Origin of the sequence: Bacillus sp. JJ1764 (genome assembly GCF_036962145.1) — a bacterium.
Classification (GTDB): domain Bacteria; phylum Bacillota; class Bacilli; order Bacillales; family Cytobacillaceae; genus Neobacillus.
Genome location: NZ_JBALNY010000056.1, coordinates 5706 through 18549, shown reverse-complemented (window position 1 = coordinate 18549; position 12844 = coordinate 5706). Strand labels below are relative to the sequence as shown.

Sequence of the window (12844 nt, the reverse complement as noted above, 5' to 3'; positions counted from 1 at the left end):
TCTGATATGATCGTGAATCACCATGAAAAAGCCTATGCCTTATTACAGGCTGACGCTGAAAAAATATTAAAGCTTATCAAAGTGCAAATGGACAATCTCACGATGCCTCAATGTCCTCTTTATGAAGAGGTGTTGGATACACAGATGTTTGGCCTATCTAGAGAAATAGACTTTGCTGTACGATTAGGCTTAATAGATAGTAAGGATGGGAAAGCGATTTTAGATCAATTAGAAAGAGAATTGTCTGCGCTTCACGATGCATCCATAAGAAAATAATATTAGAAGAACTCAAACAATATTTTGTATTGTTTGGGTTTTTTATTATAGGATAGGGTCCTTTTTTCGTTCTAACTTTCAAAATTTTCTATATTAAATTGATATAACAATTTTACATTTCAACAAGTCAATACAACCATTTTCTATTATAATAGAATCGTAATAAATTAATTTTGAAAATGAGGACGCATTACATGATTAAAAAAATCTTGAAATCCTATGATTATTCCTTAATCATTGCCATTATTCTTTTATGCGCTTTTGGTTTAGTGATGATATACAGTGCCAGTATGGCATCAGCGGTACAGCGATATGGTGTGTCAAGTGACTTCTTTTACCAAAAGCAAAAATTATGGTTGCTTATGTTTGCTGTTATTTTCATATTTATGGCGATTATTCCGTATAAAATTATGGAGTTTAAAAAGGTACTAATATCCATAGTACTTGTATCATTTCTAGCTCTATTTGGCTTGTTTGTCTTTGGGTCGATTGCTGGTGGTGCCCAAAGTTGGTATTCGTTTGGGTCATTTAAATTTCAGCCGTCAGAATTTGTGAAACTGGCAGTTATCATTTACCTCGCTGCAGTTTATGCTAAGAAGCAGAATTATATTAATCAATTTAATACCGGTGTACTGCCGCCATTAGTATACCTGTTTATCGTTTGCTTTTTAATTATTCTTCAACCTGATTTTGGTACTGCAAGTATTATCATCTTTATCGCAGCTACTGTTATTTTCTGTTCAGGCATGAGTTTTAAAAATATCTTAAAATTGGTTTTGTCCATTCTGATTATGATCCTTCCGTTGGCTTTAGTCATGAAGGATCACATTCTCTCAGAAAAGAGAATGAGTCGTTTTGAAGTATTAGGAAATCCTTTTGATGAAAAATATGTAAACGATGCAGGTTTTCATCTGGCGAACTCCTATATTGCCATTGGTTCCGGAGGAGTTAATGGGTTGGGACTGGGAAAAAGTATTCAAAAGCTTGGCTATTTGCCGGAATCTCATACAGATTTTATCATGGCTGTTATTGCTGAAGAATTAGGTGTTTGGGGCGTTGGCTTTGTTATTATTCTATTAACTTATATAGTTCTGAGGGGAATATATATTGGTTTACAATGTAAAGACCCATTTGGAAGCCTCCTTGCGATTGGGATATCCAGTATGATTGGAATTCAAACCTTCATCAATTTAGCAGGTGTATCAGGAATTATGCCATTGACCGGTGTGCCGCTTCCTTTCATTAGTTATGGTGGTTCCTCCCTTTTGTCACTCGCTGCAGCAACAGGTATTCTAGTAAATGTTTCGATGTTTGTTAAATATGAAAAAAAATATAAACACAAAAATGAAACAAATAAAAAACAACAAAGTAGTGACGGTAAAGTATACTATATTTAAACGAAACGCGAGGGTTTCCTTCGCGTTTTAAAAATACATAGAAGTTGAGGTGTTTTCACATTGGCTAGGCAGATTAATAAAATTTTAGTTGCTAACAGAGGAGAAATCGCAATCAGGGTTTTTCGTGCCTGTACTGAACTGAATATTCGAACTGTTGCGATCTACTCAAAAGAGGATTCAGGATCCTACCATCGCTATAAAGCGGATGAAGCATATTTAGTTGGTGAAGGAAAAAAGCCAATCGATGCCTATTTGGATATCGACGGGATTATTGCCATCGCTATTAAAAGTGGTGCCGATGCGATTCATCCAGGATATGGATTTTTATCAGAGAATATTCATTTTGCAAAACGTTGTGAAGAAGAGGGCATTATCTTTATCGGCCCGGAATCTAAACATCTGGATATGTTTGGTGATAAAGTAAAAGCCCGACATCAAGCAGTTTTGGCTGGTATTCCCGTCATCCCGGGCAGTGATGGTCCTGTTAACAGCTTAAATGATGTATTAGAATTTACTGAAGTAAATGCATTTCCAGTCATTATTAAAGCTTCTCTAGGTGGCGGCGGCCGGGGAATGAGAATTGTCAGAAGTCATGAAGAATTAGCCGAAGCGTTTGAAAGAGCTAAATCGGAGGCAAAGGCTGCTTTTGGAAATGATGAAGTGTATGTCGAAAAATTAATTGAAAATCCAAAACATATCGAGGTCCAAATTATTGGTGATAAACATGGAAATATCGTGCACCTTTATGACCGTGATTGTTCTGTGCAACGCCGTCACCAAAAAGTTGTAGAGGTTGCTCCAAGTGTTTCTATATCAGCGGAACTCCGAAAGAGTATCTGCGATGCAGCAGTAAAATTGATGAAAAATGTTAGTTATCTCAATGCTGGCACAGTGGAGTTTTTAGTTTCTGGGAATGATTTTTATTTTATTGAGGTAAATCCCCGAGTACAGGTTGAACATACCGTTACCGAAATGGTAACCGGGATTGACATCGTCCAAACACAAATTTTTGTTTCTGAGGGTCATGAGTTGCACGGACCAATTGTTGGCATCCCGTCACAAGAAAAAATTCAGCTTAATGGATTTGCGATTCAATCCAGGGTAACAACAGAAGATCCGCTTAATAACTTTATGCCGGATACTGGGAAAATTATGGCATATCGTTCAGGAGGAGGCTTTGGGGTACGCCTTGATACAGGAAACAGTTTTATGGGGGCGGTCATTACTCCTTATTATGATTCTTTACTTGTTAAGCTCACTACATGGGCATTAACATTTGAACAAGCTGCCTCCAAAATGGTGAGAAATTTACAAGAGTTTAGAATCAGAGGAATAAAAACGAATATTCCCTTTTTAGAAAATGTCGTAAAACATGAAAAATTCCTAAACGGTGAGTACGATACTTCTTTTATTGATACAACACCGGAGTTGTTCATCTTCCCAGTTCGTAAGGATAGAGGAACGAAAATGTTATCTTACATTGGAAACATTACGGTGAATGGATTCCCAGGTATCGAGAAGAAAAAACGTCCAGTTTTTTCTAAGCCAAGAATACCGTCTTTGCCAGTACATGCAACTTATCAAGAAGGAACTAAACAAATCTTAGATCAGAATGGACCTGATGGGCTGGTTAATTGGGTTAAGAACCAAAAACAGGTGCTTTTAACCGATACTACCTTCAGAGATGCTCATCAATCATTACTGGCTACGCGAATGAGAACGACTGATATTGCGCATATAGCGGAGCCAACAGCCAAACTTTTACCTGATTTATTCTCATATGAAATGTGGGGCGGTGCCACTTTTGATGTCGCTTATCGTTTCCTTAAAGAGGATCCGTGGGATCGGCTTTTAACACTAAGAGAAAAAATACCTAATGTCCTGTTCCAAATGTTGTTCAGGGGAGCAAATGCCGTTGGCTATAAAAATTATCCAGACAACTTAATAAGAGAATTCGTTCAACAATCCGCATTGGCCGGAATTGATGTATTCCGGATTTTTGATAGTTTAAACTGGGTAAAAGGAATGGAAACGGCCATTGATGCAGTCAGACAAACTGGAAAGATTGCCGAAGCGGCTATCTGTTATACAGGCGATATTCTTGATTTGACAAGGACAAAATATAATCTCAATTACTATAAAGAACTTGCCAAGGAATTGGAACAGCAAGGTGCGCATATTTTAGCTATTAAAGATATGGCAGGCCTATTAAAGCCGGAAGCAGCTTATCGTTTAATTTCCGAATTAAAAGAAACAGTTGATATTCCGATCCATCTTCATACCCATGATACGAGTGGAAATGGGATTTATACGTATGCCCGTGCCATTGATGGTGGTGTTGATATTGTTGATGTTGCCTTAAGTACAATGGCTGGATTGACTTCCCAACCAAGTGCCAATTCACTCTACTATGCCCTTGAAGGGTCAGAAAGAAAACCAAATGTTGATATTCAATCACTAGAAAAACTGTCCTACTATTGGGAAGATGTTCGTAAATATTATCAAGATTTTGAGTCCGGAATGATGTCACCTCATTCCGAAGTATATGAACATGAAATGCCTGGCGGTCAGTACAGCAATCTTCAGCAACAGGCGAAAGCAGTTGGTTTGGGAGAACATTGGGAAGAAGTCAAAAATATGTATGCAAGGGTAAATCAAATGTTTGGCGATATTGTCAAGGTTACTCCATCCTCAAAAGTAGTTGGCGATATGGCTCTCTTTATGGTACAAAATGATTTAACCGAGGAAGATGTGCTATTAAAAGGTCAATCGCTTGATTTCCCTGATTCAGTTGTTGAATTATTTGAAGGATATCTTGGACAGCCATATGGCGGTTTTCCTGAAGAACTACAACGAGTCATCTTAAAAGGGAAAAAGCCGCTTGAGGTAAGACCAGGTGAATTACTTGAGCCGATAGACTTTGAAAAACTGAAAGAAGAGCTTTTTGAAGTTCTTGGCAGACAAGTTACCGATTTTGAAATTATTTCATATGCTTTATATCCAAAAGTATTTATGGATTATACCAAGACGGTTGAGCAATTTGGAAAAGTTTCCGTATTAGATACTCCTACTTTCCTTTATGGCTTGCGTTTAGGAGAAGAAGTAGAAGTAGAAATTGAAACAGGAAAAACACTAATTGTTAAACTTGTTTCAATTAGTCAGCCACAGGCGGATGGTACAAGAGTGGTTTACTTTGAACTCAATGGTCAACCTCGTGAAGTGGTCATTAAAGATGAAAGTATCAAATCAACAGTTGCTTCCAGACTGAAAGCTGATCCAAAAAATGAACAGCAAATTGGTGCTTCTATGCCAGGAACAGTTATTAAGACACTAGTAGAAAAAGGAGAAAAAGTGGAGCGTGGCGATCATTTAATGATTACCGAAGCCATGAAAATGGAAACGACAGTTCAAGCACCTTTTTCAGGCGTGGTTAAAGATATCTATGTAAGAAGCGGCGATGCTATCCAAACTGGTGATTTATTAATTGAACTAAGTAGAGACTAATAAAAAAAGTTGCCGGTTACTTTTACCGGCAACTTTTTTTATGGGTGATATTTTCTTGATCTTGAATATAAAAGAAGAAAATAACTAAGAACTCCAAATAAACAAGTGATAAAAAATGCATGCATAAGTGCAATATAAAGGTTTAATCTAGTTATGATGATGAAGGCTCCCGCAGTAACTTGTAGACAGACGAGAATAAAGGAAATGATCCATCCCCAGTATAAAACCCTTTGATGCTTATAATGGCGAATCGATAGATACGTTATATACCCAATCCATATAAAAATGAATCCAGCCGCAGCACGATGCCCCATTTGCACCCATTCATACATATTGGAAGGAAGTATGGGTCCGTCATTTAAACAAAGAGGCCAATCACGACAAACAAGACTTGATTTAGTATGGCGAACTAATGCGCCGGTATAGATTACTAAATAACTGTATATGGATACTCCGATGATATGAAATCCCATTCTCTTGTCAATGATAAGCTTTTCAGCGTCGAATTTTTTATCAATCTCAAAAATAAGTAAAGTGAGTAAAAAAACAGCTGCAAATGAAATAAGTGAGATTCCAAAGTGCAAGGCCAGAACAAATCCAGATTGTCCCCAAACTACTGCAGCAGCACCAATTAACCCTTGTAGGATTAGAAAGAAAAGGGAAATAAAAGAAAGAAATTTCGTCTCTCTTATATGGCCAATCTCCTTCCAAGACCAAATCGAAAGAATTAATACTAGAAAGCCTACCACACCGGAAACAAGACGGTGAGCTAACTCTATCACTAATTCTAATGTTATATCTGTGGGTAGAAATTGTCCGTTGCACAGTGGCCATGATCTGCCGCAGCCCATACCGGAATTTGTTTTTGTCACTAAAGCTCCGCCGAGTAAAATAAGTATCATTCCAATTGTAGTGGCTACAGCCAGCCACTTTAAAGAACGTCGCAAAAAAAAATCACCTCTTACAAAGTTCAATAATTTGTCAAAAAAAAATCTTGACAGTATAATGAGATAAAGTAGAAAGATTCAAAGTATCTTATTCATCATATCTAATTCCTAAGAAAAAGAACAGAATTTCGGTTTAATTTCTGGAAACATTTTCAGCGAAAGAAATAGATGAAATCATAATGTTTGTCTATTACTATTATTATAGTGGAAAACATAAAAATTAGGGTGAAATATTTTTTGAAATTAGAAAATTCTTGATTTAATAGAATTTCGCTAGATAAAATTGATTTATACATATATTTAAATAACGTGTTTTACATAAAATGGAGTATAATAATGATAAATTATTACGGGTCATAAAATGTTCAAAAATTATTCAAAAAAAGTTCACAAAAACTACTTAAAGTGTGATTTAATATACAGAGAAAGTGTTTTAACAATCAAGGTGTTTATTGGCTATTTAGTGCTACTAATCATAGCTGCGAATATATTGAAACAATTTTTGTATTGTTGAGCCTAATTGTGAATATTAGGGACAAAGGATCGGAGGAGAAGGTAAATGTCTAACTCAAAGGCTGCCATTGGCACTGGCATGGAGGCTTCTGCGGAAAAAACGTCTGCATGGAAAGATTTAATGGCCCTTATAAAAATTGGAATTGTTAACTCCAATCTTATAACAACATTTACAGGGTTGTGGCTCGCCCTTCATTTTACAGGACAAAGTTTTCTAAATAATTTAGATATCGTCTTTTTTACAGTTGCTGGTTCCTCATTAATAATTGCAGGGTCATGCGCTATTAATAATTATGTCGATCGTGATATCGATCATTTGATGGACAGGACGAAAACAAGACCAACGGTTACCGGAAAAATTGTTCCGGCCAAGGTTCTAGCATTAGGTATTTTACTGGTTGGACTGGGAACGTTGTTATTATTCTTTACTACCATAACTGCAACAGTAATTGGACTGCTTGGAGTTTTTAGTTATGTCGTATTGTATACGCTATGGTCAAAACGTCAACTAGTCTCGAATACCATTATAGGGAGTATTTCTGGTGCTGTGCCTCCGTTAATTGGCTGGGCTGCGGTTGATGCCAACCTGGATATCATGGCATGGTCGTTATTTCTACTCATGTTTATTTGGCAACCACCACATTTCTATGCTCTCGCTATGAGACGAGTGAATGAATACCGCGCTGCAAAAATACCAATGCTGCCTGTAGTAAAGGGGTTTAAAACAACCAAAGTTCACATTCTTCTTTGGTTAGTGGCATTGTTGCCCATTCCATTTTTACTTATTAAATTAGGAATCCCATTTCTAATTCTAGCAATGCTTCTGAATATAGGGTGGCTAGTATTAGGGATTTATGGATATAAGATCAAAGATGACATTAAGTGGGCAAAACTCATGTTTGTTTACTCCATCCAATATTTAACGATAATTTTTGTGGCAATGGTTTTTGTTACATTAATTTAGTCTTATTGGACGATTCTTTACCAATATACTTCAAACATAAAATTATTAGGGATGCGGTCAGTGTTCACGAACACCGGCCGCACCTAGGTTTGATGGGAAGAATCAATTACATACTTCTTTGATCAACAATCAATATTATCTAAGAACTCATATGCGAAAGAGGGGATTGATTAAATTATGAAAAGGCTTGCAAAGTGGCGTTTAATATCGTTGTTTGCGATTTTAGCGCTGATTCTCTCCGGATGTGGCGAACCATTTTTATCTACTTTAAAGCCAGCCGGTGAAGTTGCAGACATGCAATATGATTTAATGAAGCTAAGTACGCTCATTATGGTTGGCGTGATCATTATCGTAATGATTATCTTTGTTATTGTATTCTTTAGATTTAGAAGAAAAGATGACAGGATTCCGAAGCAAGTTGAGGGTAGTCATAAACTAGAAATTATTTGGACTGTTATACCGATCCTTTTACTCTTGATTCTTGCTGTTCCAACTGTTGCTGCAACATTCAAACTTGCAGATGTTTCAGATATGGATAAGAAAAACTCAAAAGCAATTGTAGTAAATGTTCGTTCTCATTTATATTGGTGGGACTTTGAATATCCGAAGCAAAAAATTGTAACCAGCCAAGAGTTAGTTGTACCAACAAATGAAAAAGTCTATTTTAATCTAAAATCTGTTGACGTTAAACACTCATTCTGGATTCCGGCAGTAGGCGGAAAAATGGATACAAATACTGATAATATCAACAAATTTTGGCTTAAGTTTGATGCGAAAAGAGCTAACGAAGCAGGGAACCTATTCTATGGTAAATGCGCTGAGCTTTGTGGTCCTTCTCATGCTTTAATGGACTTTAAAGTTAAGGCCATGAACCGAGATCAGTTTAATTCTTGGGTTAAATCTATGCAGAGTGTGAAGAAAGCACAAAAAGCCGGTTCTGACTTAGCTGCTGAAGGGCAAGCGATTTTTAATAAAAGTTGTATTGGCTGTCATGCTGTAACACCTGGTAATTCAATGCCGGATACAGCAAGATTGGCACCAAACTTGACAAATTTTGGTGACCGTTCACGTGTTGCAGGTATTTTAGAACATAATAAAGAAGAACTGAAAAATTGGATCCGAAATCCTGAAACGTATAAGCCAGGTAATGAAATGACTGGTAAATATCCAAAAATGGATGAAAAACAACTGGATGCCCTGGCAGAGTATTTAATGGGCTTAAAGGTTCAGCAATAAAAGGGGAATTGGTAAAAAGGGAGGTAAAAAAGTGAGTACCTATGCTCAAAAAAAGGGGTTTGGGGCGACTTTATGGGACTATTTAACAACGGTTGACCATAAAAAAATCGCCATCCTATATCTAATTGCAGGTGGATTTTTCTTCGTAGTCGGAGGATTAGAAGCCGTTTTTATTCGAATCCAGCTTGCAGTACCTAATAATGATTTTGTCAGTGCCGGTGCATTTAATGAAATTATAACCATGCACGGAACAACCATGATTTTTCTTGCTGCAATGCCGCTTTTATTTGCATTTATGAACGCGGTTATGCCGTTACAAATCGGAGCTCGGGACGTTGCCTTTCCATTTGTCAATGCACTAGGATTTTGGTTATTTTTCTTTGGTGGAGTATTCTTAAATCTTTCCTGGTTCTTGGGAGGCGCTCCAGATGCGGGATGGACATCTTATGCTTCATTGGCTGTTCATTCTAAAGGCCATGGAATCGATTTTTATGTTCTTGGTTTACAGATTTCTGGTCTTGGGACACTAATAGGAGGTATTAACTTCCTTGTAACAATCATTAATATGCGTGCACCTGGTATGACGTATATGAGAATGCCGTTATTTACATGGACAACATTTGTAGCTTCAGCATTAATTCTATTTGCATTCCCTCCATTAACAGTTGGTTTAGTGTTAATGATGTTTGATCGTTTATTTGGAGCAAATTTCTTTGAAGTTTCAATGGGTGGTAACACAGTAATTTGGGAACACTTATTCTGGATTTTCGGTCACCCAGAGGTTTACATTCTTATTCTTCCAGCGTTCGGTATTTTCTCGGAAATTTTCTCGATTTTCTCAAGAAAACGTTTGTTTGGATATTCATCAATGGTATTTGCTACCGTATTAATTGGTTTCTTAGGTTTCATGGTTTGGGCTCACCATATGTTTACAACTGGTTTAGGTCCTGTTGCTAACGCAATATTTGCGGTTGCAACGATGGCAATTGGTGTCCCAACAGGTATCAAAATTTTTAACTGGCTGTTAACGATGTGGGGAGGTAGTGTGAAATTCACTACTCCAATGTATTACGCATTTGCGTTTATTCCATCATTCGTAATCGGTGGGGTAACGGGGGTAATGCTAGCTTCAGCGGCTGCGGATTATCAATATCATGATAGTTATTTCGTTGTTGCCCACTTCCACTATGTTATTGTAGGTGGAGTTGTATTTGCCATATTGGCTGCCACTCACCNNCACCTGTACTGGCCAAAAATGTTTGGTACTATGTTAAATGAGGCAATGGGTAAAATAACTTTCTGGTTATTCTTTATCGGTTTCCATTTAACTTTCTTTATCCAGCACTTCCTTGGATTATGGGGAATGCCACGTCGTGTATTTACCTACTTACCAGGGCAAGGTTTTGACACAGCTAACATGATCAGTTCTGTCGGTGCTGCATTTATGGGTGTTGGTGTCATCATACTGGTAATAAACATCATCATAACTTCTGTTAAAAATGAGAAAGTTGGCAATGACCCATGGGGAGATGGAAGAACACTTGAGTGGTCTATCCCATCACCGCCACCTTTCTACAACTTCAAGCAACTTCCACTTGTTCGTGGCTTAGATGCGTACTGGTTAGAGAAAATAGAAGGTAAAACGGGCATGACCCCTGCTGAACCGCTGGGAGATATCCATATGCCAAATTCTTCCTTCTTGCCATTTGTTATGTCACTAGGTTTATTCATTGCCGCATTCGGTGCCTTATACCATGTTGATGACAAGGCTTGGGCATTACCTGTTATGATTATTGGTTTAATCGTAACTTTTGCTGCAATGTTTGCACGTTCGGTTAAAGATGATCATGGATTCCATATTCATAAAGAAGAATTAATGGATGACGAAGATAAGGGGGTTAAGGCATAATGCATGTCGAAGAAAAATTAACCTATGAAACATGGCCTGCAGAGCCTGAAAAATCGACCCTTGATGCGAAAAATAAATTCCTTGGTTTTTGGTTATTCTTAGGAGGAGAGACTGTTCTTTTTGCCTCTCTTTTTGCCACCTATCTTGCACTTAAGGATAAGGTACCAAACCCTGGAGAAGCACATTTAGCAAAAGATTTGTTTGAGCTTCCACTAACATTCGTAGCAACTATGCTGCTATTAACAAGTTCGTTAACCAGTGTATATGCAATGTATCATATGAAAAACTTTAATTTTAGAAAGATGATGCTTTGGCTTGGTTTGACGGTTTTATTAGGTGCAGGGTTCTTGGGGCTTGAAGTATATGAGTTTAACCATTATGTGCATGAGTTTCATCATACCTTCACCAGCAGCGCGTTTGGTTCAGCCTTCTATACACTAGTTGGCTTCCACGGTGCACACGTAACCTTTGGGCTGGCTTGGATTTTGACATTAATGATTCGCAATAGCAAACGTGGTTTAAGTCTTTATAATGCACCAAAGTTCTATGTAGCGAGCCTTTATTGGCACTTTATCGACGTAGTTTGGGTATTTATCTTTACAGTTGTATATCTTATGGGAATGGTGGGATAAACAAATGGCAAATCCACAAGTAAATTCAGGAAATCCACGTGTTGATATTGAATACCGCCGCCGAAAAAGTGCTGAAGAAATGAGATATCAGGTTGTTTCCTTTACAATCATGATTTTCTTTACACTTATCGCCTTTGCTGCAGTAGCCCTAAAAGGATTTACAGCTTGGTTTACAGTTCCGTTTATTGTTCTTTTGGCTTTTGTTCAAGTGATTTTTCAGCTTTACTATTTCATGCATATGAGCCATAAAGGACACGAGGCACCATCACTATTCTTATTTTCCGGTTTATTTATCGGCTTAGTTACAGTTCTCACGTTTATGACGATCATTTGGTGGTAATTCATATTATAGAAAATCGGCGTTATTAGCCGATTTTCTTTTTTAGGCCAATAGTCAATATAAAGGTTCATCTTTTGCGTTAGTCTTTGGCCAAGGATATAATATAGGTAATGTTTTTTATTGATATCGAGGTGATAAGCAGTGCTTACTTTGGACATTTTTGGTTTTAAAGCACTATGGAGCCCTTATTTTTTGTTACTATTAATACTCTTTACAATTGGATATTTTCTGTTGACGACTAAATACAGAGGAAAGATTTCAGATAGTGAACCATTAACTGTAAAACAAGGGTCATTATTTGTCATATCGATTATCCTTTTATATGCCATCAAAGGTTCACCCTTAGATATAATGGCCCATCTCATGTTTTATGTCCATATGATGCAAATGGCTGCTCTAGTTTTGCTTGTACCGCCATTATTTATTTTGGGTGTCCCAACATGGGTTTGGAGAAAAGTTCTCAATTTTCCTATTGTTTCTAGGGTTTTTGGCCTTTGTACAAAGCCATTAATCGCGTTAATTGTTTTCAATGGACTATTTTCGTTTTATCATGTACCCATTATTTTTGATCATGTGATGCAAAATATTTGGCTGCATGCAGGGTATTCCATTTTGTTATTTCTAGTGGCAATATTTATGTGGTGGCCTTTAACCAACCAATTGCCTGAGCAGCAAACTTTAAATGGTTTAAAAAAAGTTGGCTATATATTTGCTGATGGCATCCTTTTAACTCCTGCTTGTGCATTAATTATTTTTGCTGACACACCACTTTATGCTACCTATTCTGATCCCTCAGTTTGGGGAAATGTTATGAGTCTATGTGTTGGAACCGCTAATTTCAATAGTTTAAATTTGAGCGGGCCAGAGTTATTCAGTTCTATGTCGTTAATTCATGATCAACAGCTTGGCGGTGTACTGATGAAGGTGCTGCAAGAGATTATTTACGGTGTATTTTTGTTCCGTGTTTTCTTTGAATGGTATCAAAAGGATCAGGCTGATTCTGAGAAAGAAAGGCAACAGCCCTTAAATCCTTCTCTGATTAAATAATCTCCCGCTTTTGGGAGATTATTTTCTTTTATATTTGGTTGTGTTAGAGAAAAGTGTAGATTTTTTACACTCTGTTGAT

10 protein-coding genes are annotated in these 12844 nt (G+C 37.2%); 9 read left to right on the top strand and 1 reads right to left on the bottom strand.

The features are described from left to right. The 3 genes from V7083_RS09550 to pyc form a co-directional block, all read left to right on the top strand. Positions 1-276 (top strand): YlaN family protein (locus tag V7083_RS09550; RefSeq protein WP_335477292.1); only part of this gene is annotated, 276 nt, incomplete at its 5' end. Positions 277-470: 194 nt separating this feature from the next. Continuing rightward, positions 471-1673 (top strand): FtsW/RodA/SpoVE family cell cycle protein, encoded by a 1203-nt coding sequence (locus V7083_RS09545; protein WP_335477291.1) that lies wholly within the window; start codon positions 471-473, stop codon positions 1671-1673. A gap of 60 nt (positions 1674-1733) precedes the next feature. Further along, complete coding sequence (gene pyc, locus V7083_RS09540; protein ID WP_335477290.1) at positions 1734-5177, top strand: pyruvate carboxylase; 3444 nt, start codon at positions 1734-1736, stop codon at positions 5175-5177. A 38-nt stretch (positions 5178-5215) separates the two neighbouring features. On the opposite strand, the gene V7083_RS09535 is transcribed toward pyc, so the two are convergent. Continuing rightward, complete coding sequence (locus tag V7083_RS09535) at positions 5216-6124, bottom strand: COX15/CtaA family protein (RefSeq protein ID WP_335477289.1); 909 nt, start codon at positions 6122-6124, stop codon at positions 5216-5218. Between the two features lie 559 nt (positions 6125-6683). On the opposite strand from V7083_RS09535, the gene cyoE reads away from it, so the two are divergent. From cyoE to ctaG, 6 genes are all read left to right on the top strand, one after another. Continuing rightward, positions 6684-7601, top strand: a complete 918-nt coding sequence (cyoE, locus tag V7083_RS09530) for a heme o synthase (protein ID WP_335477288.1) — start codon at positions 6684-6686, stop codon at positions 7599-7601. Between the two features lie 177 nt (positions 7602-7778). Beyond that, positions 7779-8837: a cytochrome c oxidase subunit II gene (gene coxB, locus V7083_RS09525; protein ID WP_335477287.1), complete on the top strand. Its 1059-nt coding sequence runs from the start codon at positions 7779-7781 to the stop codon at positions 8835-8837. A 31-nt stretch (positions 8838-8868) separates the two neighbouring features. Continuing rightward, positions 8869-10746, top strand: coding sequence for a cytochrome c oxidase subunit I (gene ctaD / locus V7083_RS09520; RefSeq protein WP_335477286.1), 1878 nt, complete (start codon positions 8869-8871; stop codon positions 10744-10746). Beyond that, positions 10746-11378, top strand: a complete 633-nt coding sequence (locus V7083_RS09515; RefSeq protein WP_335477285.1) for a cytochrome (ubi)quinol oxidase subunit III — start codon at positions 10746-10748, stop codon at positions 11376-11378. Before ctaD ends, V7083_RS09515 begins: the two co-directional genes overlap by 1 nt. A 4-nt stretch (positions 11379-11382) precedes the next feature. Beyond that, the gene (ctaF, locus tag V7083_RS09510) at positions 11383-11718 is read left to right on the top strand and encodes a cytochrome c oxidase subunit IVB (protein WP_335477284.1); all 336 of its coding nucleotides are present in this window, start codon (positions 11383-11385) and stop codon (positions 11716-11718) included. Between the two features lie 141 nt (positions 11719-11859). Further along, positions 11860-12765, top strand: a complete 906-nt coding sequence (ctaG, locus tag V7083_RS09505) for a cytochrome c oxidase assembly factor CtaG (RefSeq protein ID WP_335477283.1) — start codon at positions 11860-11862, stop codon at positions 12763-12765. Positions 12766-12844: the final 79 nt, after the last annotated feature.

Coding starts and splice junctions, on each gene's coding strand:
- coxB (WP_335477287.1), top strand. CDS start 7,779: ATGAAAAGGCTTGCAAAGTGGCGTTTAATATCGTTGTTTGCGATTTTA.
- V7083_RS09515 (WP_335477285.1), top strand. CDS start 10,746: ATGCATGTCGAAGAAAAATTAACCTATGAAACATGGCCTGCAGAGCCT.
- ctaF (WP_335477284.1), top strand. CDS start 11,383: ATGGCAAATCCACAAGTAAATTCAGGAAATCCACGTGTTGATATTGAA.
- cyoE (WP_335477288.1), top strand. CDS start 6,684: ATGTCTAACTCAAAGGCTGCCATTGGCACTGGCATGGAGGCTTCTGCG.
- V7083_RS09545 (WP_335477291.1), top strand. CDS start 471: ATGATTAAAAAAATCTTGAAATCCTATGATTATTCCTTAATCATTGCC.